Below are 26,763 nucleotides of genomic sequence, written 5' to 3'. Positions count from 1 at the left end.
CTCCCGGCAGGCCGCTCGCCCGGACGTCCGGTCGAGGGCGCGCCGCCGGCCCGTCGTGGGTCCGCCGGGGGCCTCAGCCGGAGGCGGTCTGGTCCGCGTGGTCGCGCAGGACGCGTTCGGCGGCGGGGAGGGCGGCGGCGCGGTCGTCCGCCACCAGCCCGATGCGGGTGCGCCGGTCGAGCAGGTCGCCGGCGTCGAGCGCCCCCTCGTGCCGCACCGCCCACACCAGCTCGGCGACGGTCACGCCGAGCGGCAGCCTCTCGGCCCACGCCGGTTCCCGCCCGGCCAGGGCGTGCACCGCCGCCGCCTCCGTCCCGTAGCGCTCCACCAGCCGCCGCGGCGGCCCGCCCGCGGTGTCGAAGCCGGGCGTGCCGCCGCCCGGCAAGGGCGCACCGACGAGGGGCAGCCGCGCCGTGGGGCTCGGCGGGGCGTCGGGGAACGCGGCGTCGACGGCGTCCTGCGCCATGCGCCGGTAGGTGGTCAGTTTGCCTCCGACGACGGTCAGAACGCCGTCAGGAGCCGCGACGACCGCGTGCCTTCGGGAGAGGTCGGCCGTGCGCCCATCGCCGCCCAGCAGCGGCCTCAGGCCCGCGTAGGCGCCCGCCACGTCCCCGCGGGACACGGGCGTCGCCAGGACGGAGTTCAGCACGTCCAGCAGGAAGGCGATGTCGGCCTCGGGCGCCTCGGCGACGTCCGGGACCGGCCCGTCCAGCGGCTCGTCGGTCAGCCCCACGTACACCCGGCCGTCGGCCTGGGGCAGCACGAGCGCGAACCGCGCGCCCCGTCCCGGGATCGGCACGTGCAGGCTCGCCCGTGGCGCGCCGAGGACGCCCGGGCGCAGCACCAGGTGCGTTCCCCGGGAGGGCCGCAACCGCACCGGGGAAAGCTCTCCGGCCCACACGCCCGCCGCGTTGACGACCTTTCGCGCGCGGATCGCGAAGACCTCGCCGGACAGCTCGTCGCGCACCTCGGCGCCGTCGCCGCGCAGCGACAGGGCACGGCACCGGGTGAGCACGAGCGCGCCGTGGGCGGCGGCCGTGCGCGCGATGGCGACCACCAGCCGGGCGTCATCGATCACCCGGCCGTCGAACGAGGCGAGCCCGCCGCGAAGGCCCCCGGGGCGCAGCGCCGGGAACAGGGCGCGGGCGCGGGCCGGGGTCACCGTGGAGGGGCCGGGCAGCAGCGCGCGCGGGGTTCCGGCCGAGGCCCGCAGCAGGTCGCCGAGACGGTACCCGGTCATCAGGGTCGCCGCCTGGGCGGGGGAGACCTCCGGCGTCAGCGGCAGCAGGTACGGCTGGGCGCGCACCAGGTGCGGGGCCGTGCGCGCGAGCAGCGCCCCCCGTTCGACCGCGCTCTCCCACGCCACGCCCACCTGCCCCTTGGCCAGGTAGCGGAGCCCTCCGTGGATCATCTTGGAGCTCCACCGGGAGGTGCCGAACGCCAGATCATGGGCGTCGATGGCCGCGACCGACAGCCCCCGGGACGCCGCGTCGAGAGCCACCCCGGCGCCGGTCGCGCCGAGCCCCACGACCAGCAGGTCGACGACCCTCTCGCGCGCCTCCGCCAGCTCGCGCGCCCGCCGCGCCGCGTTCAGCGACGAACCGGGCACCACACCCGCGGACGGAGACCAGGGCCGGGAGCCCCGGGAGCCGGAGGAGCCGGAGCGGGGGGACCCGGAGTCGGGGGAGCCGGGGGAGATCGTCACGGTGCGGCACCTCCGAGAGGGGCGCCCGCCGGGATGCCACGGCCGGGCGTGTCACAGTGTAGGGCGTGGAAACTCCCAAGACCGCAGCCGAACCGATGCTCTGGTCCGGCTGGGGCGACCCCGCCAAGGCCGCCGAGCTGCCGCAGTCCGTCCGCAAGCTCCTGCGCGAGCTGCTCGGCGTCCGCGAGCCCGCCGCGCCCCCGGCGAGCTTCGGCGAGGTCAGGCTGGGGCCGGTGGCCCTGTCGCCGCTGGTGCTGGCCGACCTGCGCAAGGCCGTCGGCGCCGACCACGTGCGCTTCGACGACGACACGCGCATCCGCCACACCCGGGGCAAGTCCACCCCCGACCTGCTGCGCATGCGCGCCGGCGACGGGTCGCAGGCCCCGGACGCCGTATTGCTGCCCGGCTCGCACGAGGAGGTGCTGGAGGTGCTGCGCGTCTGCGAGCGCCACCAGGTCGCCGTGGTGCCGTTCGGCGGGGGAACCTCGGTCGTCGGCGGGCTCGCCGCCGACCGCCGGGGCTTCGCCGGCGTGGTGGCCCTGGACCTCGCCCGGCTCGACCGCCTGGTGTCGGTGGACACCGAGTCCATGATCGCCGAGCTGGAGCCGGGCCTGCGCGCCCCGCAGGCCGAGCAGCTCCTGGCCGGTCACGGGCTCACCCTCGGGCACTTCCCGCAGTCCTACGAGTACGCCACCCTCGGCGGCTTCGCGGCGGCCAGGTCCAGCGGCCAGGCCTCCGCCGGGTACGGCCGGTTCGACGACATGGTGGTCGGCGTGACCGTCGCCACCCCGCGCGGCACGCTGGAGTTCGGCCGCGCCCCGAAGTCGGCCGCCGGGCCCGACCTGCGCCAGCTCGTCCTCGGCTCCGAGGGCGCCTTCGGGGTCATCACCTCGCTGCGGCTGCGGGTGCGGCGGGCGCCGGTCGCGAAGGTGTACGAAGGCTGGCGGTTCGCCTCGTTCAAGGCCGGCACGGCGGCGCTGCGGCGCCTGGCGCAGGACGGGCCGACGCCGACCGTGCTGCGCCTGTCGGACGAGACCGAGACCATGGTGGGCCTGGCCAAGCCCGGCGAGATCGGCGGGGTCCAGGCCGACGCCGGCTGCCTGGCCATCCTGGGGTACGAGGGGGAGGACGACGACGTCGCCCACCGCCGCGAGCGCACCGCCGGCACGCTGTCGTCGATGGGCGGCGTCTACCTCGGCCCCGAGCCGGGCGAGGCGTGGGCGCACGGCCGTTTCGCCGCCCCGTACCTGCGCGACGCCCTGCTGTCGGCCGGTGCGACGGTGGAGACGCTGGAGACGGCGTGCTTCTGGTCGGGCATCCCGCGGCTGTACGACGCCGTGCGGCTGGTGCTCAGCGTGGCCCTCGGCCCGGCCGACCCCGCCGGCGAGGCCGCCGCCCCGCTGGTGATGTGCCACCTGTCCCACGTGTACGCGACCGGCGCCTCGCTGTACTTCACCGTGGTCGCCGCGCAGAGCGACGACCCGGTGGGGCAGTGGGCCACCGCCAAGCGGGCGGTCAACGAGGCCATCGTGCTGGCCGGCGGCACCATCTCCCACCACCACGGGGTCGGCACCGACCACCGCGCCGCCTACGCGGAGGAGATCGGCGAGCTCGGGGTGGAGATCCTGCGCGCCGTCAAGCAACGCCTGGACCCGGCCGGCATCCTCAACCCCGGCATCCTCATCCCCTGACCCCGCCACCCCTCCTCCCGGGTCCCGGGTCGCGGTCCGGGGAAAGCCGCTCGGTTCCTGTGTCCCGCTCGGTCCGGGGATGCCGCTCGGTTCGCGGGTCCCGGCCGGTCCCCGGGTTCCGTGCGGTACGGGGTCCTGCCCGATCCCGATTCCTGCACGATCCCGGCGTCCCGTCCGGTTCCGGGGACCGCTGGGTCCCGCGTCGTGCTCGGCCCCGCGTCGTGCTCGGCCCGGGTCGCCGCGGTCCGGGGGCGCCCGGCGTCCGGTTCGCCGGGGGGCGGATCGGGTCCGGTCGTGGGCGCCTCTCGTTCTGCGGCGGCCCGTTGTGTCCCGGTCCATTCCGGTTGGCGATTCCGCCGCGCCGTCCAGCATGATCCGGAAAGATGGGGGACATGGTGGATGTCGATCGGGCGGCCGAGCGCGGCAGGCGGGCGTCGTCCCGGGTCTCCGAACAGGGCGCCGGATGGTCCTGCCAGGAGGTCGGCACGTTCCAGGAGTTGCGTCCCGACACCAGGTCGTTCTCCTGGCTCAAGATCGCGACGCTGATCCGCTCGCGCAACGAGGTCCTGGCCCAGCTGTTCGGCGACCCGTCCAACGAGGTGCGCCGACGGTGGATGGCCTCCCGCGCCGGCCAGGGCGCCGACCCTGACCGCCGCATCGCGATCGACCCCGGGCCCGACTACAGCTTCCTGCTGCTCGGCGACACCGGCGAGGGCGACGCCTCGCAGTACGCCGTCGTCCCCGGCATGCTCAACGTCGGCGCGGGCACGTCGTTCGCCGTCATCGCCAGCGACGTGATCTACCCCACCGGATCGGGCAACGAGTACGACGACAAGTTCTTCCGCGCGTACAAGGACTATCCCGGCCCCATCTACGCGATTCCCGGCAACCACGACTGGTACGACGGGCTGGGCGGGTTCATGCGGGTGTTCTGCGACGCCCCGGCGCTCCAGGCCGAGCGCCGCGGGTTCTCCTTCTCCCCCTCCGGCCTGCGCGGACTGCTGTGGAAGCGGCCGCAGGCCATCGACGAGCCGCGTCTGGCCGAAGCGCGCCGCCGTCGCTCCCTGCCCGGCCAGCGGGCGACGCAGCCCGGGCCGTACTGGGTGATCGACCTGCCGGGCCTGCTGCTGGTGGGCATCGACACCGGCATCCGCGGCACCATCGACCGCGACCAGGGCGCCTGGCTGAGACGGGTCTCCGCCGACCCCCGCCCCAAGGTGCTGATCACCGGCAAGCCGATCTACGACCGCAACGACCACCACCCCTGCCCGATCGAGGGCGGCGGCACGGTGGACGAGATCGTCCGCGACCCGGCCTTCAACTACGTGGCCGCGATCGGCGGGGACACCCACAACTACCAGCGGTACCCGGTGCGCGTCGGCGACCGTGTCATCCAGTACATCGTGGCCGGCGGCGGAGGGGCGTTCATGCACGCCACCCACACCATCCCGCGCGTCGACGTCGGCGGTGTGCACGAGGACGACTTCAAGTGCTACCCGCTGCGCGGTGATTCGCTGTCGTTCTACAGCAAGCTCTACAGCGAGCGGTACGGCATGCGCTGGCTGTACCTCACGCCCGACGAGGGCTTGGTGCTGATGTCCGACCAGATCGGCAACCTGCCCCCGCGCCCGGTCGGCACCGGCGACGGCACGGCCGGCGACCCCGTCCCCCCGGCCTCCGGCACCTCGGCGACCGGCGCGAGCACGGTCGTGGACGGGAGCACGGCGAGCGGCGCGGGCATGACCGGCGGCCCTGCTATGGCGGCTGACGGCGGCACGGCGGGGCGCGCGGCGGACGCCGCGAGCACGGCCGGCGGGGCCGGCGGGGCGGGCGGTGGCGTGGGTGCGGCCGAACCCGTGCCGCCCATCACGGCGCGGATGAAGTGGGCCGCCAGGCTGCTCGGCGGCCGTTCGATGCCGTTCCGCCTGCCGGTGGGACGCACCTTCCACCGGTGGTTCTCCGAGCTGTCCGACTGGGACACCCCGCCGTTCTTCAAGAGCTTCCTGCACGTGTCCGTCGAGGCCGGCGTGCTGAAGATCCGCTGCTTCGCGGCGACCGGCTGCCGTCCCCAGGAGATCCAGCCGCCGCTGGAGGACGAGATCACCATCCCGCTCACTCCGCTCCCGCCGGCCGGCGGCGCCTGACCGTCCGCACCGTCGGCAGGGTCCCGGGTCGTGCGGGCGGTGCTTGACGTGGGGCCGCCGTTGGTGGGCTCCCGGGTCGTGCCGCCGGGAGCCCGGGAGTCCGGGGTCAGCCGGCCGGCTTGAAGCTGCTCCACAGGACGGACATGGCCTGCCTGTTGTCCGGTTCGTCCCACTCGGCGTCCGGGGCAGTGAAGGTCACCTCGTAGGCCGACTTGTCGTCCAGCGCCACGTACCGCGTCACCGCGTGCGTGGTGACGTTGGTGAGCGCCGTGTAGGTGTACTCCCAGACGCTGCCCTGCCACTTGCCGTCGCCGAGCGCGGAGGACTCCAGCCGGGTCTGGGCGTAGTCGGTGAGCGTGGCCTCGTCCTTGGCCTTGGTGAGCAGGTCCAGGCCGTCGTCGCCGGTCGGGGCGACCCGCTTGATCTGGATGCGCCGCCCGGTGTTCTTCGGCCCGGTGTAGGTCACCGCCGCGTCGGAGGCGGACGTCGTCCAATCCTTGGGGATCGACACCGACACCCCGGCGGCGGTCTGCGTGCGGTACCCGTCGGGGATCGCCGGGGCGTCGAGGGTGTCGGCGCTCTCGACCGGCGCCGGCGAGGCCGCGGCGGTGTCGCCGCCCGAGGTCACCAGCGGGGCCGCGACGTTGTCATCGGAGGGGGACCCGGCGGGCCACAGCACGAACAGCAGCGCCGCCACCACGCCGATGACCCCGATGCCCGCGAGCACGAGCAGCACGGGGGAGCGGCCCTCGCGGGCGTCGTCGTCCTGGTCGTTCTCGGGCCTGCTCCGGCGACCGCGCCCGTACGAGCCGCCCTCCGGCCGCTCGTCCGAGGGCCTGCCGCCGGGACCAGGGAACGGGTCGCCGCCGGCGAGGTCCTTGGCCAGCTCGGCGGCGAGGTTCGGCGAGGCGCTGGGCGGCCAGACCCGCGACCCCGGCGTCCCCGCGACCAGGGACTCCTTGCCCGGGTCGGCTCCGGACAGCTCGCTCAGCGCGGCGTAGGGCCCCGACGGGTGATCGGGGGGACGCAGCGCGTCGTACCCGTCGCCCGTCTGCGGCCCCGAAGGCCCTCTCAGCGCGTCGTAGGGGTCGGGCCTGGGGCCGCCGGGACGCGCCCCCGTCTGGGGGCCGGACGGGCTGCGCAGCGCGTCGTACGAGCCGCCGGGCTGCGCGCCCGACGGGCTCCTGAGCGCGTCGTAGGGGTCGGCCGGCTGCGGCCCCGAGGCGCCGCGCAGGACGTCGTACCGATCGGCGGGCTGCGCCCCCGAGCCACTCCCGAGTGCGTCGTAGGACCCCGCCGGTTGCGACCCGGAGCCGCTCCTGAGCGCGTCGTACGGGCCGGCGGGCTGTGGCCCGGAACCGCTTCTCAGCGCGTCGTAGGGCCCCGCCGGTTGCGACCCGGAGCCGCTTCTCAAGGCGTCGTACGGGCCCGCGGGCTGCGCGCCCGAGCCGCTTCTCAGGGCGTCATAAGGGTCGGGCTGCGGGCCCGAAGGGCTGCGCAGCGCGTCGTACGGGTTGGGCCGGGGGCCGGTCGCGTCCCTGCCCGGATCGAACGGGTGCGCGCCGGAGGGGCTGCGCAGGGCGTCGTAGGGGTTGGGCCGCCCGCCCGACGGGCTCGCGAACGCGTCGTACCCGGGCCGGGCGGGAGAGGGCGCGCTGTGCGGGCCGGTGCCGCCGGGCTGGATCAGGTCGGGACGGTCGCCCGCCTGGGCCGCGGCGTTGCGGTCGACGGGCACGCGCACCGGGCCTGACGGAGTCTCGATGATGCGCGAGGGCATCGGCCCGGAGGGGGTGTCCAGCGGGGGCAACATGTGCACCGGCGTGGTCTCGTTCTGCGCCGGCAGGACGGCGCTCGGCCGCTCGCCGCCCCGCAGCGGCAGCCCGGAGCCGTGGGTGCGCAGCACCCTTTCGAGCAGGTCGGCGGCCTGCGCGGCGGGCATGCGGTCGGCGGGGTTCTTGCGCAGCAACCCCTCGATGACCGGCAGCAGCGCGCCGGCGCGCTGCGGGCGGTTGGGCTCCTGGGTCAGCACGGCGCCGAGCACCGCCACCGCGTCGGGCCCCTCGTACGGCGGGCGGCCCTCCACGGCGGCGTACAGCGTGGCGCCGAACGACCACAGGTCGGCCGCGTGGGTGATCGGGCGGCCCTGAAGCCGCTCCGGCGGGATGTAGGCGGGCGAGCCCATGAGCAGGCCGGTCTGCGTGATCGTGACGTCGCCCTCGATGGCGGCGATGCCGAAGTCGGTCAGCACGACGCGGTCGGCGGTCAGCAGCACGTTGCCCGGCTTGACGTCACGGTGCAGGATGCCGGCGGCGTGCGCGTGGCGCAGCGCGTCGAGCACGCGGATGCCGATCTCGGCGGCCTGGACGACCGGCAGCGGCCCGCTCTGGCGCACGGCCTGCTCCAGCGACCAGGCGCGCACCAGCTCCATGACGATCCAGGGACGGCCGTCCTCCTCGACGACGTCGTGGACGGTGACGATGCCGGGATGGCTCAGCCGGGCGGCCGAGCGCGCCTCGCGCAGCATGCGCCGGTGGGCGACCTGCTTGCCCGCGCTGTCCAGCCCGAAGGGCAGGATCAGCTCCTTCACCGCGACGTCGCGGTCGAGCAGCACGTCATGGGCATGCCACACCATGCCCATGCCGCCGCGGCCGACCGGCGAGAGCAGGCGGTATCGCCGGCCCACCAGTCGCCCCTGCCCCTCCGGCGCGACGCCGGCATCCCCCAGGGGGCTCTTACCCTCGGCCATGGAGGGCGCCCTCCCGACCGCGCCATCGGTCGTCATACCGCGGTCCCCAATTCACGCTCGTCCGCGTCATATCCCCAGTTATGGATCATGTAAAGATCATCGGCATCATCTGGACTGTGAGACTGGCCACTGATATTAGGGTCAAAGAAGGGTCAATGGGAATTCGGTCTTCCTTTAAACTTCAACAAGGGCCGCCAGCGCCTTGGTGAACGCCTCGGCCGGCGGAGTGACCAGACCCGCTCCGACCTGCCCCGTCCCCGCCACCCGGCCCGCGATGCCGGTGTTGACCACCGGAAGCCGCCCGGTGCGGGCCACCAGAGCCACGTCGATGCCCGTGGGCGTGCCCCGGAAGCCGAGCCCGGGAATCTGGTAGGCGGGATGCTCGGCCAGCGTGATCTCGTACATCGAGCGGGTCGCCGCGACGGCGTCCGACACGTCCCCGCCGACGAAGCGGACGATCGCCGGAGCGGCGGCCATCGCGAACCCGCCGAGGCCCGAGGTCTCGGTGATCGTGGAGTCGCCGATGTCGGGGTTGGCGTCATCGGGCCCGTAGGCGCCCAGGTAGAGGCCGTCCGGCACCCCCGCGGGGCCGGTGAACCACCGGTCGCCCAGCCCGGACACCTGGATGCCGAAATCGGTGCCGTTGCGCGCCATGGCCACCACCAGCGACGACCCCGGGACGCCGCGCGCCGCGTCCGCGCTGACCTTGCCGGCGGCCATGCCGGCGTTGAGGAAGAAGTGGTCGTTGCCGTTGATGAAGCGCAGCACCGAGGCGGCGTGCGCGGGTGAGGCGTCCACGACCGACGGCGCGAGCTCGCGGGCGAACAGGGAGGTGGCGGCGCGGTTGCGGTTGTGCAGTTCGTCGCCCATCTGCAGCGCCTGGGCGATGAGCGAGCGCAGGTCGACCGGGCCGGTGAGCGCCAGGGCCGCCGCGAGCACCGGGCCGAGGACCTCGCCCATCCAGCGCAGCCGCTCGACCACCTCGGGCCCGTAGGCGCCGTAGCGCAGCACCTTGCCCAGGCCCTCGTTCAGCGAGCAGTAGGCGGTGCCGCCGTGCTCCTCGTCGACGACCTCGAACATCCACATCGACGGGCTCACCACGCCCGCCATCGGGCCCACGGTGCGGTGGTGGTGACAGGGGTCGAGCCGGACGCCGCCCGAGACCAGCAGGCGCTCGGCCTCCTCGGCGTCCGCGGCCAGGCCCTCGAAGACGGCGGCCCCGATGAGCGCGCCGCGCATCGGCCCCGAGGCGCGCTCCCACTCGATGGGCGGCCCGGCGTGCAGGAACGTGCGGGGCGGCAGGTCGAGCACCTCGCGGGCCGGGCGCACCCCGACCAGCCGGGGCCGGGCCGACAGCAGCCGGCCGACGGCGACCTCGTTCGCCCGCTCGCGGCGGGGGTCGGCCAGGACCTTCGCCAGGGCCTGCGACGTGCCCGGCAGCGGGGGCCGCCAGTCGACGCCGAGACGCGGGACGGCCTGCTGGTCGAGCGACTCGGCCAGCACCGCGGCGCCCACGGTGATCACCCGGGGCTCGCCGTCGAGCATGGACAGCCTCACAGTGCCCTCCTGGCCAGGCTCACGGCGTGCCGGGCGGCCGCCGCGTTGGAGGTGAAGACCGACGCCCCGGCCTCGACCAGGGCGCCGGCCTGCCGGTGCAGCCCCTGCGGGTCGGAGCCGGTGCCGACCAGGGCCACGACCACGGCCGCGCCCCGCCCGGCCGCCCGGGCGATCGCGGGGGCCAGCCGGGCCGAGGGGTCGGGGTCGGCGGCGTGGCCGAGGACCACGTCGAGCAGCACGACGCCGGAGGCCCGTTCGAGCGCCTCCAGCCGCACCGTGGGGTCGATCATCGGGTGCGGGCGGCCCAGGGTGTACTCGTCGTCGCCGAAGTCGGTGAACGCCCCGTCGCCCGCGATGATGCCCGCCTCGGCGCACAGGGTGCCGCCGGAGTACAGCCCGCACAGCCCGGCGTCGCGGGCCTGCTGCGGCGTGGTCCAGCAGGGCCATTCGGGGACCGGCACGCCGAGGGCGCGCAGGGCCTTCTCGGTGGCGGCGGTCAGATGGTCCTGGCCGGGGCCGAGCAGGGCGGTGACGACCGGGGTGGACAGCCCGTCGACGGCCCGGCGCACGACCTCGGCCACCTCGGGGGCCGGGGGCTTGGAGATCAGCACGATGAGCTCGGTGGCAGGGTCGGCGTCCAGGGCGGACAGCGCCGCCAGGGTGGAGGCCCCGGCGACCGCCGAGGACAGGTCTCTGCCGCCGACCCCCAGGACGTGGCTCACGCCCGTGCCCGCGTGGTCGAGCAGGCACGTCACCTGCTGGGCGCCGGTGCCGGACGCGGCCACCACGCCGACCGGCCCGGGACGCAGCACGTTGGCGAAGCCGAGCCCGGCGCCGCCGACGACGGCGGTGCCGCAGTCGGGGCCCATGACCAGCACGCCGCGCTCCCGCGCCCGGCGTTTGAGCAGGACCTCCTGCTCCACGGGCACGTTGTCGCTGAAGATCATGACCGACAGGCCGGCCTCGACGGCGTCCATGGCCTCGGCGAAGGCGTGCTCGCCGGGGACCGACACCAGCACGAGCGAGGCGTCCCACGCCCGGGCCGCGGCGCGTGTGGTGCGTGGCGGGCTCTCACCGGGCGCGTCCGCCGCCCGCCCGCCCCTGGCGAGCGCGGCGAACTGCCGGTCGAGCTCCTCGGCGGCGTCCTCCAGCGCGTCCGCGCTCTCGGCGCGGACGGCCACCAGCAGGTCGGTGGGACCGGCCGCGGGGACCGCGAAGCCGGCGTCCCTTGCCAGTTCGACGTTCAGGCCGGTGGCCATGGCCACCACGGCGACGGTGACGCCCGGGCGCGAGCTCAGCGCCTGGCTGACACGCATCAGGCTCACCGAGTCGTGATAGAGCCCGGCGCGCACCTCGACCCGATCGGTGCTCGTCGTCAACGGTCGCTCACCGCCCCTCGCATGACGTCCGCTCTACTCTCAATGCTCGCTCACCGCATCTCAGGCGTTTTCTCACACGGTTTCTGACAGGCTCTGTGGCACGTGGTCGTCCGGTCGTCCATACCCCGCGCCGATGACGCCGCCGGCCGACCGCCGGCCGACTGAACGACCGCCGACTGAACGATCGCCGACCGACCGACCGCCGACCGACCGCCGACCGACCGGCTGCCGGTTCCGGCGCTCGGGGCCGTGCCCGCCGCCGGCCGGTGCTCGTCTATCGCTGTGGTGAATCGTCCGCGTACGGAGCCGCGCCGCCGAGGCGCAGCACCGCCGCCATGCCGGCCCGCAGCCCCCAGGCCAGATCGGCCCCGGAGGTGTGGCCGAGCCGCAGCAGCCCGCGCACCGCCGGCTCCAGCGACTGGTGGCCCGCCACCGCGCGCAGCACGGCGAGCGCCTCCGCGCACGCCTGGCCCTGCGCGGCGCAGTGCAGCAGGGTCGCCGAGATCGGCGTGGTGCGCGTGCGCGCGTCGAAGGCCACGGTCGCCGCCAGCCAGTCGGCCAGCCACACCGCCCGCTCCACGCCCGCCGCCCCGCCGAGGCGCCGCAGCGCGACCAGCATGCCCGCGAGCATGTCGTCGCCGCTGGGCGTCAGGCCGGGGCCGAGTCCCATCAGGCGCTCGGCGGCCGTGATGGCGCTCAGCAGCGAGCCCGAGGCGCAGCCTTCGGCCAGCAGGGCACCCGCGCCCTCCGGATCGAGGCCGGGCTGCCTGCGCGCGGCCCGGCACACCTCGCCGAACGCGGGCAGCGCCGCCGCCACCCGGTCCAGGCCCACGGGCCCGAGCGCGGGAGCCGGATCCCACCAGCGGCGCACGTGCACGGTGACGCGGCCGATCTCGACGCAGCCGTCGCCCACGGCGGCCTCGTCGCCGCCGGAGACCGCGGGTAAGGGGTCGCCCACCACCACGGCGTTCGGCAGCCGGGTGGCGTCGCCGGCGACGACGGCCACCACCAGCGGCTCGATGTCGGTGCGGATCTCCAGGTAGAGGCCGAGCGGGAAGGCCGCCAGCACCCTGGCCGGCCGCCGCGGCGACTCCAGCGCAGGGCGCAACGCCGTGCTCGCCGCCCCGAACATCGTGGACGGCCCCGGCGGGCGGTGTCGGATCGATGTGCGTGTCCCCACTGTCACTACTCGGCCTCCCCGCGAGTCTGGGGAGAACGTAGAACGGTCCCGAAGCCCGACGTACGGAGAAAGCTGACAACACTTCTGCCTGTAGTTGGCTCTTGTTGACAGGAGAAGTGTTCCGTCAGAATCACTGAAAAGGCGTTTCACCCTGGAGCATGACCATGACTGCTGACCCATCACCCCCGGCGATGCGTTCGGCCTCCACGGGCACCATCATTCACGGCATCTCCGTGGGAGAGGTGCTCGGCGTCTCCACCCTGGCCGGAGCCCGCCTGATCGGCGGCGAGAAGGGCCTGGACCGCATCGTCCAGCGGCTCAACGTCATGGAGGTCCCCGACATCCTTGCCTGGGTCAAACCCCATGAGCTGCTGCTCACCACCGGATACCCGCTGCGCAACACCCCCCAGTCGCTCGGCAGGCTCGTGGCCGACCTCGACGAGCGCGGCCTGGCGGCGCTCGGCATCAAGCTCGGCCGGTACGTCGACGAACTGCCCGCCGAGATGGTCGAGCAGGCCGACCGGCTCGGCTTCCCGCTCATCCTGCTGCCCAACGACGTCGGCTTCGACGACATCCTCAACCAGGTCCTCACCGACATCCTCAACCGCCAGGCCGCGCTGCTCGCCCGCACCGAGGAGGCGCACAAGGCCCTGGTGCAGATCGTGCTCGCCGGCGGCGGGCTGAGCGAGGTCGTCGCCGAGGTCGCCGGGCTGCTCGACGTGGCCGTGGCCGTGGTCGATCCCTCTGGGCACATCCTGTCGGCGGCGGGGGACGAGGCCGCGCTGCGCGCCGCGCCCGCGGTGTCCGGCGGCGACCACACCGTCGTCCCCGTCGTCGCGGGCGGCCACCACCACGGGCGCATCGTCGCCCACAGCCCCACCGGGGTCCTGCGCGACGGCGACATCGGCATCCTCGAGCGCGCGGCCACGGTCGCCGCCCTGGTCGTCACCCGGCAGGAGGCCGTCACCGCCGTCGAGAGCAAGTACCGGGCCGACTTCCTGCGCGACGTCCTCACCGGCCGCGGCGGGCCGCGCATCGCCGCCCGCGCCCGGGCGTTCGGATGGGAACTCGAACGGCCCGTCGGCGTGCTCGTCGCCGAGATCGACCCCGAGTGGGACATCCCGCCCGACCGGCTGCTCGCCGCCTGGGTCACCGCGCTGCGCCGCCACGACGCGAACGGGGCCGTGGCCGGTTTCTCTCACGAGGTCGTCGCCGTCGTCGGCTCGGGCGTTGATATGGCGCGCCTGGCGAAGGACGCCGTGGCGTCCTTCGCCGACTGCCGGCCCGCGACCTTCGCCACCGGCATGAGCAGGGTCGCCCAGGGCGCCGACTCGCTGCCCGACGCCTACGGCCAGGCGCTCAAAGCGGCGCGCGTCGGCCGCCAGCTCCACGGGCCGGGCGCGGTCGCCCACTTCGACCAGCTCGGCGTCTACCGGCTGCTCTCACTGGTCAACGACACCGCCGAGCTGCACGCCTTCGTCAAGGAGACCCTCGGCCCGCTCGCCTCCGACGACGACGCCGAGAACGCCGACCTGCGCCGCACGCTGCAGGTGCTCCTGGAGACCAACCTGAACGTCGCCGAGACCGCCCGCCGCCTGCACTTCCACTACAACACCCTGCGCTACCGCATCGGCAAACTCGAACGCATGCTGGGCAACTTCACCGAAGACGCCCATCTTCGCCTCAACCTCACCCTCGCCCTCCACGTCCTCCGCATGCGCGGCATCTGACCGCTTCGCGACCTGGGCGGAAAGCGAGGTGGACCGTCGCACGGCGGCAGACGATGTCCCGTCCAGCGGGAGATCACGAGCCGCCCTGTTCCGGCCCTCACGTGGCCTCTTCCGGCTCTCCTCCCGTCGCCGACCTGAACGCGCGGGCCGTCTCCAGGCACGTGCGGAACGCCAGCGGCCGCTCAAGGCAGGCGTCCAGCAGGCGTTCCAAACCCAGCATGCGATGGCCACGGCCGATCACCTGTGGGTGGAAGGTGAGCACGCACACCCCGCCGGGCTCCTCGCGCAGCATGTAGTCGATGTCGTCGAGGAAGTTCGCGAAGACGTCGTCCGGCCTGCGCAACCCGGGAAGAATCCCGCTGTCGGTCGACCGGAACTCGAAGTAGGGGTAGTCGTCCAGGGACCACGCCACCGGCAGTTCGACCAGCGAGGTGGGCGGGCCGAACCGGTAGGGGCCGTCGGTGGCGGCCACGTCCCCGCGCCGCGCGTAGTACGGGGTGTGATCGGCCGCCATGAGGCTGGAGTCGTACTCGCAGCCCACCTCCAGCAGCACGTCGACGGTCGAGGTGGTGAAGTCCCAGCTCGGAGTGCGGTTCCCCACGGCCTCATAGCCGGTCACCTCGCGGATCGCGTCACGGGCCCGGCGCACCGTCGCGAGCTCCGTCTCCGGGTCCAGCTTCGAGACCGGTTCGTGGAGGTAGCCGTGCAGACCGATCTCGTGCCCCGCCTCGGCGATCGCGGCGCACTGCTCGGGATAGGTCTCGACGGTGTGCCCCGGTATGAAGAACGTGGCGGTGATCGCGCGTTCGCGCAGCATCTTGAGGATGCGGGGCACTGCGTGCGCCCCGAACTCCCCGCGCGAGACCGGCCCAGGCGACGCCTGCCCACGCGCCAACCATGAGGAGATCGCATCGAAGTCGAACGTGAGACACACCGTGGATTCCGCCCCGTCAGACATGCCGTCACTTTCTCACCCCTCCGCGAGCCGGTCACCCAGGCGGGGCGGTCGCCGGTGAACCGGTATGCACTAACAGCAGGCAGACTTCCTGCGTAGGGTGAACTCGCCGGTGATGGACAGGAGCCGCGGTGGCCGACACGACGCTGAGTGAGACGAGGGTGGCCGAGGTGTTGGCCGAGTTGGCCGAGCTCGAGGACCCGAAGATACGCGAGGTGAACGAGAGACGCGGTGACGATCACGGAGTGAACCTCGGCAAGCTGCGCGCGCTCGCGAAGCGGCTGAAGGTGCAGCAGGAACTCGCGTGCCGGCTCTGGGAGACCGATGACACCGCGGCGAGACTGCTCGCGATCCTGATCTGCCGCCCGAAGGCGTTCGGGCGTGACGAGTTGGACGTCATGGTGCGCGAGGCGCACGCGCCCAAGGTGCGCGACTGGCTCGTGAACTATGTGGTGAAGAAGAACCCGCACTCCGAGGAGCTGCGCCTGGCGTGGTTCGCCGATCCGGACGCGGTGGTCGCGAGTGCCGGCTGGGCGCTGACCGCCGAACGCGTGACGAGGAAGCCCGTGGACCTCGACCTCGTAGGGCTACTCGACATCATCGAGGCGGAGATGAAAGACGCCCCGTATCGCCTGCAGTGGGAGATGAACCACTGCCTGGCTCAGATCGGGATCGAGCACGCCGAGCACCGCGCCCGTGCGATCGACATCGGTGAGCGCCTGGAGGTGCTCAAGGACTATCCGACCCCTCCGGGCTGCACGTCTCCGTTCGCGCCCATCTGGATCACCGAGATGGTGCGCCGACAGCACGCTTGAGTGGCGGTGGCGGTGGCGGTGGCGGTGGCGGAGGGTGCTGGTCAACATGGATGCCCAGCGCAAGCGCCTGGACTACCTGCGTGTTGACCCGCGCGTCTCGCTGACCGTGTTGAATTCCGACAGTTGGTACAACCACATCAGCCTGCAGGGGCGGGTGGTGTCGCTGGAGGATGATCCGAACCTGGAGGACATCGACCGTCTCTCCCGTCATTACACGGGTGAGCCGTATCCGAACCGCGAACGACCGCGGGTCAGCGCCTGGATCGAGATCGACAACTGGCATGCGTGGGGTCCTGCCTTCAAGTCCTGATCGCCCGCCGGACGACGACAGGAAAGGCCGGCGGTGGCGCCACCGCCGACCGTGACCGGGGTCCGTGCCGTCGACGGACGTGCCCCGGGTCAGCGGCCGGGGCGGGGGCGCGACCAAGGGGTGCGGCCGAACGGTTTGTACACGCTGAGCAGGGTGATCACGACCAGCACGCAGGTCGCGCCGCCGGAGTTCTCGACGAGGCCGAACGTGTCGGCGGGAGCATGCCCGGCGAGTGCCCTCGCGGCGGCGGCGTCCAGGGTGGGCACGAGGACGAACACGGCCAGCACGGTGCCGGCGGTGTTGAGGACCAGCTTGCCGAGCACCCACCAGTGCCGCAGGACTCCCCACGGGGTGAGCAGCCCCAGGGCGAGGCCGAGAACGAGAGAGAGCAACGCCAGCGGCAGGATGACCGCCGAGCCGATCAGGTGCGCGGCCGGATAGATCGTCATCGGAGCGGCCCCCCACCACCCGGCGATGGCGAGGGTGAGGGCGGCGGCGTCGGCGCCGAGCAACCCCACCGACGTGATCACATGTATCGCCCGCAGGGCTTTGCGCCACGGCGGGGTCCGCAGCGCCGCCCGCAGGGTGCGGGGCTTACCTCCGGCGACCATGAGGCGCACGTGCGGTGGCCGCTTCTTGTCGTGGGCGACACGTCCCGGGTCCACGGGGAATCTCCTTCTTCGGTGGTTCAGCGGCCGTTCCAGAAGGCGCAGTCATGGGCTGCGGCAAGGTCCACCGGCCGGATGCCGTTCGGGCCGGAAGCGAGCGAGAGCGCGGTCCCGCCGGAGTGATAGGCGGGCCAACGCGGTAGCCCGGGTCGGTTGGGGTCGCCGGTCGCGGCGAAGCGCGTCCAGTAGGCGATCATGTCGCGGGACAGCTCCTGCTTCGCCGGGTTTGTGGGATTCGCGCCGGCCGGTCCGTCCAGGAGGTAGGGCACGTCGCTGCCGTGCGAGGCGCCGAGCGGGAAACCGAGGATCTCCTGTGACGAGTCTTCGGCGAACTCGAACTCGTAGACGGGCGTGCGGCGGGCCGCCGCGTCGGCCGCCGGAAGCTGGGAGCAGGCGCCGAGCTTGCGACCCCAGTCGCCGAGGACGGTGGCCAGTGCCAGGCTGGGCGTGCGGAAACGGGTGAGCGGATAGCGATCGAGTACGGCCTTCGCGTCCTCGCCGAAGAGGTCGGCGGTTATCTGCGGGTACTGCTGCGCCGTCACGGGCCGGCCCTGCGCGTCGAACTGCACCGCGACGAAGGGGCGCATCTCGTCACGGGTGCCCCCCTGGATAAGAGGGACCTGCGCGGCGCGTCCCCGGCGCAGCGCGTCCAGCGGTTGCAGCGGGAGCGCGGACGTGCCCGCGGTGAAGATCCACGGCATGTCGCCGATGCGGGCGGTCGCGGTGAAGATCTCGTCGGAGCCGATGGGCGCCAGATCCGCCGCGGGCTTGGCTCGCAGGCAGGCGAGAACGTCGGTCGTACAGCCGAGGTCGGCGGCGAGTCTCTGGGCGCGCGCCTGGGCCCGCGGGAGGGTGACGAAGTCGTTGCCGCATGGGCCGCTCTGCACGATCGCCTTGTGGAACAGACCGCGCGATCCGCGGGCCGCGAGATGGGCGCACACGCTGAAACCGCCGGCCGACTCGCCGAAGATCGTGACGTTGGCGGGGTCGCCGCCGAAGGCGCCGATGTTGCGTCTCACCCAGCGCAGCGCGGCCTGCTGGTCGGCGAGCGCGTAGTTGCCCGCATAGGGATCCCGCAGGTCCCGGTGGGCGAGATGGCCCAGGGCCCCCAGCCGGTAGTTGAGGGTCACCGTGATGACCTTCCCCTGGCCGGTCAGCCGGGTCGCGTCGTATGCACTGCCCGCGCCCTGGACGAACCCGCCGCCGTGGAACCAGACCATGACGGGAAGCGACCTGGAGGGGCGAGTGGCGGGCGTGGTCACGTTGAGGAAGAGGCAGTCCTCGCCGCCGACCAACTTGGGCGGCTCGCCGGGAGCCTCGCCGTTCAGCTGAGGGCAGGGGCTGCCGGGCTTCGTGGCGTCGCGCACTCCTGTCCACACCGGCGCGGGACCCGGCGGACGCCACCGCCGCGTACCGGTCGGCGGCGCGGCGTACGGGATGCCGGAGAAGGTCCGCACGTCGGAGCCGACGGCCCCGCGCAGGGTGCCCTGGGCGGTGTGCACGGTGGGCCGCTGGATATCTCGCGCCGCTTGCGCCTGCGCCGGGCCGCCCTGCAGGAGGGCGATGACGACGGTACACAGCGGGAACGCCGACCTCATTCGCATGACCCCAGCGTTTCGGTCTCCGCCGGGCCTCGCGTCCCCTCGCGGATGTCGCTCCGACTACACCCCCGGTCGTAGTACCCGACCCTCGCCGTACGGCGGCGCCGGATTCGCCGGACGTCCCACCGACCCGGCGCCACTCGAAACAACCAGACCAGGCGAGCAATCCGACACCACACCCGCGCCGTACGACGACGCCGGCTTCGCCGTCCCACCGTCCCGCCGCGTCGGCGCCGATGGGGAGGCCCGTAGTGGGCCGGGGGAGGGACCGGGCGCCGTTCGCCGTGCCGCTGGGGATCCCGCCCGTCCTTGAACAAGATCTTCCGCGTCGGTGGGGCCGGGGGTCGTCGGGCGCGGATGCGTGGTCGGCGAACCCGGCTCCGTGTACAGCGCTCCGCGCTCCTTCCCGGGAGGGTGGGTGGTCAGGGGATCTTGGAAAGGTCTATTACGTAGTAGGTGTTTCCAAGGCGGTAGGTCATCAGGCGGCCGGTGCGGTCGGGGACGGGGATCTCGCCGCGGGTGGCCACCTCATCGCGGATGCCCGTGTCGGCGAGCTTGCCTCTGGTGACGTCGTAGAGGCCGAGTCCGCCGCCGTTGTCGGCCAGATTGCGGACGTAGAAGCGGCTCTGTACCGGTGGTTCCGGGATGAGGTAACCGACCGGGATCTCCTTCTGGCGCGAGCCGTCGCGGCCCCTGGTGAAGCCCTTGCCGTCGGCGGTGGTGCCCATGCAGGACCGCACGCCGCAGGCGTACACCCGCTCGCCCTTGTGGGAGACGGCCGTGCTGGTCTGCCCGGTCTCCAGGTTGACCAGCCGGGTGAACGGCGGCCCGGCCATCGGGTCGCTCCTGTCCGGTGTTCCCGCCCATGGCCAGGACAGCAGGTGCAGTCCGGCACCGCGCGGGACCGCCGTCACCGGCCCCCCGGTCAGCGGAACGATGAACACCCCGCCGGTCGACAGGGAGAACACGGCGTTGCCGCCGGTCGCGCCGAAGCCGTCCACGCCGGAGGCGTCGGCGTCCTTGATCTTGTGGACGGCCACCGTCCGCGCCGGGCCGTCGTCCGGCGGCGCGGCCCAGATGCGCACGGCGTGCTTCGTCGCCGTCCACCAGGCCACCTGCCCGCCGTCCAGGCTGAAGTCGGAGGCGTACCGCCTCGTCCCCTTCGGCGTGGGCACGTCCACGATCTTCCGCGGCTCGCCACCCGCCTTGGTGTACGCGTACAGAGCCTCGGTCCTGCCGAACTCGCGCCATCCCTCCATCAGCAGCGTCCGGTCGTCGATCAACCCGACCGGCCGCAGCTCCCGGCCGTCCGGCGCCTTGGCGGGTACCTTCCACACGGCCTGTGGCCATACCTTCTCCACCGGTTCGGCGGTGATGGCCGAGGCGGAGGGGGTGGAGGAGGAGTGGACGGCGGGCGGTGTCGTCCCGTCGTCGCCCGGACGCAGGCCCACGGCGACCCCCACGGTCACCACGACCACGCCCGCCGCCGCGAGCAATGCCTGGGAGCGCTGCCTGCGCCGCCGGTAGCGGATGTCCAACTCTCCCGCCAGCGTGCCCGGCAACTCGGGCGCCTTCTCCGCGGCGCTCTCCAAGGTCCTGCGCAATGTGTCCTCGACGTGGTGGTTCATCGGCGCTCCTCGTACTCCCGCCTGCTGCTTTCAGGAATGCCGGGACCGCCCGTCGGTATGGCCGAGCGCAGCTTGTCGAGCCCTCGCGAGGCCTGGCTGCGTACGGTCCCCCGGGAGATCCCCAGGGTCTTCGCGATCTCGGCGTCGCTCAGCCCTTCGTAGTGCCGGAGCACCAGCACCGCCCGCTGCCTGCGCGGCAGCCCCGCCAACGCCTGCCACATCGCCTGCTCGTCGCCGTCGGGCAGCACGTCGTGGTGGCCCTGCTCCGGCAGGTCCCAGGCGAGCAGCTCGCGCCGCCGCAGTCGCCAGGTGGCCGTGTGCAACCTGGCCATGGTCGTGCGCACGTAACTCTCGGGATTGTCCTTGGCCCTCAACCTCGGCCAGGAGGCGCGCAACCTGAGCAGCGCCTCCTGCACCAGGTCGGCCGCGTCGTGGTGGTTTCCGGCCAGCACGTAGCCATAGCGCAACAGCGCCTCACCACGCTCGGCGACGAATCCCGCGAACCGCGGATCTGCTTCCACCTGCGTTCGCCCTTCGTCGTGTCCGTCACCTCCCAGATGCGACTCGGCGGCGAACTGTTGCACCGGAGGGCGGAGCGGCCGTGGCCTTCCGCGGGCGGCTGCCGGAAGGGCCGGCTGCGGTGGGGTGTCAGGCGGGGTCTGACGGGTTCCCTTCGAGGGTGGTGAGTTCGGTGAGGCCGGAGATGGTGAGGACGGGGGTGATGAGGGGGTTGGCGACCAGGCGGATGTTGGAGGCGTGGGTGAACAGGACGGTCAGGCCGGCGCTGTCGAGGTAGTCCACCTGGCTGAGGTCGACGAGCAGCGGGCCGTCGGAGGCCGAGCGGGTCAGCGCCTCGTCCAGGTCGCCGGCGTTGCTCATGTCGATCTCCCCGGTGACGGCGAGGACCGGGGTGCCGTCGGACCGCTCTGAGGCGACCAGTGTCAGGGGGGTGGCCATCAGGGAATCCTCGCATGCATGTCGACGGTGGTCCCGGCGGCGCCGGGATGGATGGAGACCTCGTTCATCAGGGCGCGCATGAGCGCGACGCCACGGCCGCGATGGGCGTTGGCCTCGGGCTGCGGGGTCTTCCAGCGACCGGTGTCGGCGATGGTCAGCCGCAGGCCGCTGACGGTGGCGACCGCCCGCAGGCGGATCATGTGGCCGGGGGCGTGGCGGTGCCCGTGCTCGATCGCGTTGGCGCAGGCCTCCCCGGCCGCGACCAGCACGTTCTGGATCATCGAGGGCGCGAGCTGGCAGCGGGTCAGCCAGTCGCGTAGCGCGTTGCGCACGGGGGCGAGCTGGCTGGACTCGGCGGGGAAGGCCACCTCCAGGGGGGCGGGCTGGCGGTACAGCAGCAGGGCGACGTCGTCGGTGTAGCCGCCGTCCGGCGCGAGCAGGGACATGACGTCCTCGGCCAGGTCCTCGAGCGGGGTGGAGCGGCCCGCCTGGAGGGCTCCGCCGGCCTCGCCGATGCCGGCGGTCAGCGGACGCCGGCGGCGCTCGACCAGGCCGTCGGTGTACAGCAGCAGGGTCGACCGGGCCGGCATGGTGCACCTGGCCTCGGGCCGGGCGAGCCCCGGCCGTACGGCCAGCGGGACGGAGCGGCCCTCCTCCAGGAGCAGGGTGGTCCCGTCGGCGTGGGCGACGATGCCGGGGGGATGGCCGGCGCTGGAGTAGACCAGGTCACCGGTGGCGGTGTCCAGGACGCCGCAGAACACGGTGGTGCACTTGGCGCCGGGGACCAGGGCGGCGAACCGGTCGAGGGCGGTCAGCGCCTGGGCGGGACCGGCGTCCTGCAGCAGCAGGGCGCGGCAGGCGCTGCGCAACTGCCCCATGACGGCCGCGGCCTTCAACCCCCGGCCCACGCAGTCGCCGACCACGATGCCGATGCGCTCCTCGGCCAGCGGCACTATGTCGTACCAGTCGCCGCCGACCTCCAGCGGCCGGCCCGCCGGTTCGTAGCGCACGGCGAAGCCGTCGGGGAGCTGGGACGGGCCGAGGATGGCGCGCTGGAGGGCCACGGCCGCTTCGCGCTGCTGGTCGAGCTGCTGGACCCGGTGCAGGCCCTGACCGAGGTGGCCGGCCAGCAATGCCAGCAACGTCTGGTCCTCGTCGGTGAAGGGCCGGTTCTGGCCGAGATCGACCCAGATGGCCAGCAGCCCTTCGGGGTGCTCGAGGGTGACGCCGGCTCCGCCCGCCTCCGAGGCGACCGGGCGCAGCGGCGGCTGGTCGCGCAGCCCTTCCAGGTTCTCGCGCACCTTCTCCGGCAGGTCGTGCCAGCCGCCCTCCGAGGGCGCGGCGACGACGGGTGGCGGGCTGTCACCGTTCCAGACGGCGGCCACGACGCGGCGGGCCTGCCAGACCTCCCGCAGCGCGGAAAGGGCCCCGCTCAGGGCGTCGGACAGGGTGTCCGCCTGGGACAGGCGCATGCTGAGCGCGGCCAGGGCGCTCTCGCGCTGCACCAGGTAGTGCTCGGCGGTGACGTCGTGCACGGTGCCCACGACGCGGCGCCGGCCGGTGTCGGGGTCGGCGACGTCGTTGAAGGTGGCCGCGATCCAGAGCCGGTGCCCGTCACGGTGGGTGAGGGGGATCACGTAGCTGCCCTTGCCCTCGCCGACCAGCCCGGCGAACGCCTCGGCGACCATGGCGTGGGCCTGCGGGTCGTCCTTCTCGTCCGGCCACCAGGGGTGCATGGGGGTGTAGGGCAGGCCCTCGGGGCCGTAGCCGAGGATGTCGGTGAACGCCGAGTTGATCTCGATCACCGTGCCGTCCTCGTCGGTGACGAAGAACGCCTCCTGCAGGGAGTCGATCATGGCGCTGCGCCACCGGGCGTGGCGGGTGCGCATCCGGGCCAGTTCGACGTTCGCCCGCACCCGGGCCAGCAGCTCGGCGGCCGAGAAAGGTTTGACCAGGTAGTCGTCCGCGCCCGCCTCCAGTCCCTCGATGGAGGCCTCCTGGCCGGCGCGGGCCGACAGCAGCAGCACCGGCACGCCGGCGGTGCGCGGGTCGGACCGCAGCGCCGCGACCAGGGCCAGGCCGTCCAGGCGCGGCATCATCACGTCGCTGACCACCAGGTCGTGGGCGTCCGCGCGGACGGCGTCCAGGGCCTCCATCCCGTCCCCGACGGTCTCGACGAGGTAACCGGCGCCCCTGAGGAGGCGGGAAAGGTACTCGCGCATGTCGGCGTTGTCGTCGGCGATCAGCACCCGCGTGCGGGCGCCGTCATCCGGCGCCGAGGGGTGGGCGCCGGCGGAGCCGTCGGCGGCCGTCCCGTCGGCGGCCGCGCCGTCTCCGGGCAGCCAGCGCAGGGCCTCCTCGACGAACGGTCCGGCGGTGACCGAGACCGCCTCCGCCGCCCCGGCCGGGACCAGGCTGCCGGCCGGCAGGTGGGCGGGACCGAAGGGCAGGCGGATGGTGAAGCGGGTGCCCTCGCCCTCGGCGCTGTCGGCGGCGATGGTGCCGCCGTGCAGGCCGACCAGTTCCTGGACCAGGGCCAGCCCGATGCCGCTGCCCTCGTTGGAACGCGACCGGGCGCTCTCGATGCGGTGGAACCGCTCGAACAGCCGCGGCACCTCGTCGGCCGGGACGCCGATGCCCGTGTCGGTGACCGTGACCACCGCGTGGGCGTCCTGCGCGCGCACCGTGACGCCGATCGAGCCGTCGAAGGTGAACTTCAGCGCGTTGCTCAGCAGGTTGAGCACCACCTTCTCCCACATGCCGAGGTCGAGGTAGACCGGCTCGGCCAGCGGCGGGCAGTCCACCTTGAAGACCAGGCCGGCCTTGTCGATCGCGGAGCGGAAGACGCTGGCCAGCTCGGCGGTCACGGCGGCCAGATCCACCGGCTCGTACCGGGCCTGCATGCGGCCGGCCTCGATGCGGGAGAAGTCGAGCAGGGTGTTGACGAGCTTGCCCAGCCGCAGGCCGTTGCGGTGCACGACCTCCAGGTCGTCGCGCACCTGCTGGTCGGCGTCGGCCAGCGTGGTGCGCAGTTCCTGCACCGGCCCCATGATCAGAGTGAGAGGGGTGCGGAACTCGTGGCTGATGTTGGAGAAGAAGACGGTCTTCGCGCGGTCGAGCTCGGCCAGTTCCTCCGCCCGCCGCTGCTGGGCCTGGTAGCTGCGGGCGCTGGCGATGCCCGCCGCGACGTGCCCCGCGGTCAGTTCGACGAACCCGCGGTAACCGTCGTCCAGCGGCCGGTACCGGTTGAGCGCGGCCACCAGGAACCCGTACGGCGTGCCGCCCTGCTGGAGCAGCGGCACCACCAGCGCCTGCGTGGGCGGCTCGGGCCAGCCCCCGGCCGGCAGGCCGGTGAACGGCGCGCGGTCGAGAGGCATGAGCACCGGCTCGCCCTGGGCCAGCGCCGCCGCCGGCCACACCCCGGCCGGATCATCGAGGGGGAGGGTCGCGGGGGCGGCGGGATGCCCGGCGGAGATCCCGGTCGTCCCCGCGAGCCGCGCCCGGCCGTCCTCGTCGAACAGGTAGGTCAACGTGAAGGGCAGGTCGTACGGGTTGCGGCCGAGCTGGCCGCAGGCGAAGGCCAGCATCTGCCGCTCGGTGCGGACGACGCTGGGATCGGAGCCGAGATCGCGCAGCGTCGCCATGCGCCGCTCGCCGATGACGCGATCGGTGTCCTCGCTGACGACGCACAGCATGCCGACCACCGCGCCGTCGTCGTCCCGGAGGGGACTGTAGGAGAAGGTGTGGTAAGTCTCCTCCGGGTAGCCGGCCCGTTCGAGGAACAGCAGCAGTGCCTCGTCCCAGGTCGCCTTCCCCGTGGCCAGCACGGTGTCGATGCGGGGGCCGATGTCTTCCCAGATCTCTGCCCACACCTCCTCCGCGGGCCGCCCCAGCGCCCAGGGATACTTGCGGCCCAGAGTGTCGCGGCGGTAGGCGGCGTTGCAGAAGAACGTCAGCCGAGGCCCCCACGCCATCCACATGGGGAAGCGGGACGACAGCAAGATGCTCACCGCGGTCTGCAGGCTCTGCGGCCACTGGTCGGGCCGCCCAAGCGGGGTCTCCCGCCAGTCCACCCTGATCAGATCAAGGCCGATCTCGTCGTCGATGGTGAAAATGTCGGCGCCGGCCGCTCTCACCGGCCCGCGCTCAGCGTCGTCACGGCGCATCATCGCCACCCTCCCGTCAACCCCGTCAAACGCCGAGCCCGGCTACCCCGATTCGAGCACGTCACACGCCGTTCGCCTCGTCGGCGCCGGGAAAAGGCGGGCGCGTCGATCGGCGAGTCCCGAGGGCCGTCCCCCGTCCCCCCGCCGCTCATCCCCGTGCCCGCCTCCGCCCGGGCGGATCGAACGCTCCGCCGCCCGACGTGGCAGGTCATGCAACGGTTCAACGGTTACGTAGGATATGGCAAATCGCTCCGGAGCCCTGCGTCCGCTCCGGGCGGCGAGGCCGAGGGAAGGAGCATGACGTCAGCATCTTCGACGAATCGCTCACTGACGCGGCCGCGCCCCCACGACGTGTCGGACGACGCCGCGATGCCCGCCCTGCCCCTTCCCGTCCGCTCGACGGCCGTCCCTCCTCCAGGAGCCTCGGTGCAGCATGACGACGGCCTGACCGTCACTCTCCAGCCGCATTCGGCGCGCCTTCACGTGCTGGCCGTCGCCGGTGAGCTGGATCACCACACCGCCCCCCGTCTGCGGGCGGTCCTCGACGAGTTCACCTTCGTCCCCGCCGCCGGGCTGGTCATCGACCTGTCGGCGCTGACGTTCTGCGACTCCACCGGCATCTCGCTGCTGGTCGCCGCGCACCAGCGCGCCCAGGAGGCCGGCGCCGCCGTGGCCCTGGCCGGCCTGCATCCCGACATCTCCCACGTCTTCCACATCATGGGCCTGGACCGGCTGTTCTCCTGCCACGACACCACGGACAAGGCCATGACCGCCCTGCAGTGAGCCACCGGCCGATCGGCGACCCGGCTCACGGGGAGGTCGTGGCCCTGTCCACCGCGGTGGCGGGTGAGGGAACCCGGGGGACGGCGGAGCGCGGGTCGACACCGGCGAAGGCCAGCCCGATGACGAATCCGGCGGCCTCCTCGAGCTGGCGGGCCCGCTCCAGCGATCCGAGAACGGCCGGCGTCCCGCCGACGTGGCGCACGAGCTCGCCGACCACGCGCAGGGCCGCCGGGTCGTCGCCGCACATCGCGACCGTCACCGGGGAGGCGTCCTGATCAGGCGCCCCGGCCCACTGGCCGGCGGGGAACAGGTGGAAGGCCTTGACGACCCGCGCGCCCGGCGCCAGCGCCGAGATCCGCCGCGCCGCCGACTCGCCGTTCCCGGTGAGCAACACCCCGACGCCGTGCTCGACGGCGTTCGTGGGATCGATCAGCGGAACTCCCTCCAGGCTTCCATCTGGAGCCCTGACGCTGTGCAACATCTCCTCCACCCCGTCCCAGGACACCGCGAGCAGCACCGCGTCGCACCCGGTCACCGCCTCGCGCGGGGTGACCGCGCGCGCTCCCCGGCCGAGCCGGTCGGCGAGCCTGCGGGCCTTGGCCGGCGACCGCCCGCCGATCACCACCTCGTGACCCGCTTCCACCCATCCCGTGCCCAGCCCTTCGGCCAGGCTCCCCGTGCCCAGGATGCCGATTCGCATCGTCTCTCCCTGTCTTCGCCGTTGTGCGGTCGATGGCAACGCTAGGGA

Annotated in this window: 19 protein-coding genes; 6 read left to right on the top strand and 13 right to left on the bottom strand. The window is 73.4% G+C overall.

Annotation, left to right across the window (positions count from 1 at the left end):
* Positions 1 to 73 precede the first annotated feature (73 nt).
* Complete coding sequence (locus tag ABZU32_RS24195) at positions 74 to 1,612, bottom strand: glycerol-3-phosphate dehydrogenase/oxidase (RefSeq protein WP_354925279.1); 1,539 nt, start codon at positions 1,610 to 1,612, stop codon at positions 74 to 76.
* 188 nt (positions 1,613 to 1,800) lie between these two features.
* Between ABZU32_RS24195 and ABZU32_RS24190 the strand changes: the two genes are divergently transcribed.
* Both ABZU32_RS24190 and ABZU32_RS24185 read left to right on the top strand, forming a co-directional pair.
* Positions 1,801 to 3,396 (top strand): FAD-binding oxidoreductase, encoded by a 1,596-nt coding sequence (locus ABZU32_RS24190; RefSeq protein ID WP_354925277.1) that lies wholly within the window; start codon positions 1,801 to 1,803, stop codon positions 3,394 to 3,396.
* Positions 3,397 to 3,788: 392 nt separating this feature from the next.
* The gene (locus tag ABZU32_RS24185; RefSeq protein WP_354925251.1) at positions 3,789 to 5,540 is read left to right on the top strand and encodes a metallophosphoesterase; all 1,752 of its coding nucleotides are present in this window, start codon (positions 3,789 to 3,791) and stop codon (positions 5,538 to 5,540) included.
* A gap of 106 nt (positions 5,541 to 5,646) precedes the next feature.
* Here ABZU32_RS24185 and ABZU32_RS24180 read toward each other — a convergent pair whose 3' ends face one another.
* From ABZU32_RS24180 to ABZU32_RS24165, 4 genes are all read right to left on the bottom strand, one after another.
* The gene (locus ABZU32_RS24180) at positions 5,647 to 8,286 is read right to left on the bottom strand and encodes a protein kinase (RefSeq protein ID WP_354925249.1); all 2,640 of its coding nucleotides are present in this window, start codon (positions 8,284 to 8,286) and stop codon (positions 5,647 to 5,649) included.
* Between the two features lie 174 nt (positions 8,287 to 8,460).
* The gene (locus ABZU32_RS24175; RefSeq protein ID WP_354925247.1) at positions 8,461 to 9,843 is read right to left on the bottom strand and encodes a DUF1116 domain-containing protein; all 1,383 of its coding nucleotides are present in this window, start codon (positions 9,841 to 9,843) and stop codon (positions 8,461 to 8,463) included.
* Positions 9,840 to 11,222 carry an FdrA family protein gene (locus ABZU32_RS24170; protein ID WP_354925245.1) on the bottom strand — a complete coding sequence of 461 codons (1,383 nt, stop codon included), beginning with the start codon at positions 11,220 to 11,222 and terminating at the stop codon, positions 9,840 to 9,842. The genes ABZU32_RS24175 and ABZU32_RS24170 overlap by 4 nt, the downstream gene beginning before the upstream one ends.
* Before the next feature lie 274 nt (positions 11,223 to 11,496).
* A complete protein-coding gene (locus ABZU32_RS24165) occupies positions 11,497 to 12,402 on the bottom strand; it encodes a DUF2877 domain-containing protein (protein ID WP_354925243.1) in 906 nt (301 codons plus the stop codon).
* Positions 12,403 to 12,566: 164 nt separating this feature from the next.
* Here ABZU32_RS24165 and ABZU32_RS24160 point away from each other — a divergent pair, with 164 nt between their 5' ends.
* Complete coding sequence (locus ABZU32_RS24160; RefSeq protein WP_354925241.1) at positions 12,567 to 14,132, top strand: PucR family transcriptional regulator ligand-binding domain-containing protein; 1,566 nt, start codon at positions 12,567 to 12,569, stop codon at positions 14,130 to 14,132.
* 97 nt (positions 14,133 to 14,229) lie between these two features.
* Here the strand turns inward: ABZU32_RS24160 and ABZU32_RS24155 are convergent, their stop codons facing one another.
* Positions 14,230 to 15,090 (bottom strand): polysaccharide deacetylase, encoded by an 861-nt coding sequence (locus ABZU32_RS24155; protein ID WP_354925240.1) that lies wholly within the window; start codon positions 15,088 to 15,090, stop codon positions 14,230 to 14,232.
* A gap of 143 nt (positions 15,091 to 15,233) precedes the next feature.
* On the opposite strand from ABZU32_RS24155, the gene ABZU32_RS24150 reads away from it, so the two are divergent.
* Complete coding sequence (locus tag ABZU32_RS24150) at positions 15,234 to 15,902, top strand: DNA alkylation repair protein (RefSeq protein WP_354925275.1); 669 nt, start codon at positions 15,234 to 15,236, stop codon at positions 15,900 to 15,902.
* A 34-nt stretch (positions 15,903 to 15,936) separates the two neighbouring features.
* Positions 15,937 to 16,212 carry a hypothetical protein gene (locus ABZU32_RS24145; protein WP_354925238.1) on the top strand — a complete coding sequence of 92 codons (276 nt, stop codon included), beginning with the start codon at positions 15,937 to 15,939 and terminating at the stop codon, positions 16,210 to 16,212.
* A gap of 89 nt (positions 16,213 to 16,301) precedes the next feature.
* On the opposite strand, the gene ABZU32_RS24140 is transcribed toward ABZU32_RS24145, so the two are convergent.
* From ABZU32_RS24140 to ABZU32_RS24115, 6 genes are all read right to left on the bottom strand, one after another.
* Positions 16,302 to 16,877, bottom strand: coding sequence for a hypothetical protein (locus tag ABZU32_RS24140; RefSeq protein WP_354925236.1), 576 nt, complete (start codon positions 16,875 to 16,877; stop codon positions 16,302 to 16,304).
* Positions 16,878 to 16,900: 23 nt separating this feature from the next.
* Entirely contained in the window at positions 16,901 to 18,484 is a 1,584-nt protein-coding gene (locus ABZU32_RS24135; RefSeq protein ID WP_354925234.1) for a carboxylesterase family protein, read from the bottom strand.
* 419 nt (positions 18,485 to 18,903) lie between these two features.
* Positions 18,904 to 20,109, bottom strand: coding sequence for a hypothetical protein (locus ABZU32_RS24130; RefSeq protein WP_354925232.1), 1,206 nt, complete (start codon positions 20,107 to 20,109; stop codon positions 18,904 to 18,906).
* A complete protein-coding gene (locus ABZU32_RS24125) occupies positions 20,106 to 20,630 on the bottom strand; it encodes a SigE family RNA polymerase sigma factor (protein ID WP_354925230.1) in 525 nt (174 codons plus the stop codon). Before ABZU32_RS24125 ends, ABZU32_RS24130 begins: the two co-directional genes overlap by 4 nt.
* A 127-nt stretch (positions 20,631 to 20,757) precedes the next feature.
* Positions 20,758 to 21,066, bottom strand: a complete 309-nt coding sequence (locus tag ABZU32_RS24120; RefSeq protein ID WP_354925228.1) for an STAS domain-containing protein — start codon at positions 21,064 to 21,066, stop codon at positions 20,758 to 20,760.
* A complete protein-coding gene (locus tag ABZU32_RS24115; protein ID WP_354925226.1) occupies positions 21,066 to 25,235 on the bottom strand; it encodes a SpoIIE family protein phosphatase in 4,170 nt (1,389 codons plus the stop codon). The genes ABZU32_RS24120 and ABZU32_RS24115 overlap by 1 nt, the downstream gene beginning before the upstream one ends.
* A gap of 423 nt (positions 25,236 to 25,658) precedes the next feature.
* On the opposite strand from ABZU32_RS24115, the gene ABZU32_RS24110 reads away from it, so the two are divergent.
* The gene (locus ABZU32_RS24110) at positions 25,659 to 26,015 is read left to right on the top strand and encodes an STAS domain-containing protein (RefSeq protein ID WP_354925224.1); all 357 of its coding nucleotides are present in this window, start codon (positions 25,659 to 25,661) and stop codon (positions 26,013 to 26,015) included.
* Positions 26,016 to 26,040: 25 nt separating this feature from the next.
* On the opposite strand, the gene ABZU32_RS24105 is transcribed toward ABZU32_RS24110, so the two are convergent.
* On the bottom strand, positions 26,041 to 26,715 hold the full coding sequence (locus tag ABZU32_RS24105) for an NAD(P)-binding domain-containing protein (protein WP_354925222.1): 675 nt from the start codon (positions 26,713 to 26,715) through the stop codon (positions 26,041 to 26,043).
* Positions 26,716 to 26,763 lie beyond the last annotated feature (48 nt).

It is taken from the genome of Sphaerisporangium sp. NPDC005288 (assembly GCF_040607475.1).
Lineage (GTDB): Bacteria > Actinomycetota > Actinomycetes > Streptosporangiales > Streptosporangiaceae > Sphaerisporangium > Sphaerisporangium rhizosphaerae.
This window is presented reverse-complemented; position numbering and strand designations above follow the sequence as displayed.

Coding starts and splice junctions, on each gene's coding strand:
- ABZU32_RS24185 (WP_354925251.1), top strand. CDS start 3,789: ATGGTGGATGTCGATCGGGCGGCCGAGCGCGGCAGGCGGGCGTCGTCC.
- ABZU32_RS24120 (WP_354925228.1), bottom strand. CDS start 21,066: ATGGCCACCCCCCTGACACTGGTCGCCTCAGAGCGGTCCGACGGCACC.
- ABZU32_RS24155 (WP_354925240.1), bottom strand. CDS start 15,090: ATGTCTGACGGGGCGGAATCCACGGTGTGTCTCACGTTCGACTTCGAT.
- ABZU32_RS24105 (WP_354925222.1), bottom strand. CDS start 26,715: ATGCGAATCGGCATCCTGGGCACGGGGAGCCTGGCCGAAGGGCTGGGC.
- ABZU32_RS24130 (WP_354925232.1), bottom strand. CDS start 20,109: ATGAACCACCACGTCGAGGACACATTGCGCAGGACCTTGGAGAGCGCC.
- ABZU32_RS24180 (WP_354925249.1), bottom strand. CDS start 8,286: ATGGCCGAGGGTAAGAGCCCCCTGGGGGATGCCGGCGTCGCGCCGGAG.
- ABZU32_RS24115 (WP_354925226.1), bottom strand. CDS start 25,235: ATGATGCGCCGTGACGACGCTGAGCGCGGGCCGGTGAGAGCGGCCGGC.
- ABZU32_RS24135 (WP_354925234.1), bottom strand. CDS start 18,484: ATGCGAATGAGGTCGGCGTTCCCGCTGTGTACCGTCGTCATCGCCCTC.
- ABZU32_RS24160 (WP_354925241.1), top strand. CDS start 12,567: ATGACTGCTGACCCATCACCCCCGGCGATGCGTTCGGCCTCCACGGGC.
- ABZU32_RS24190 (WP_354925277.1), top strand. CDS start 1,801: ATGCTCTGGTCCGGCTGGGGCGACCCCGCCAAGGCCGCCGAGCTGCCG.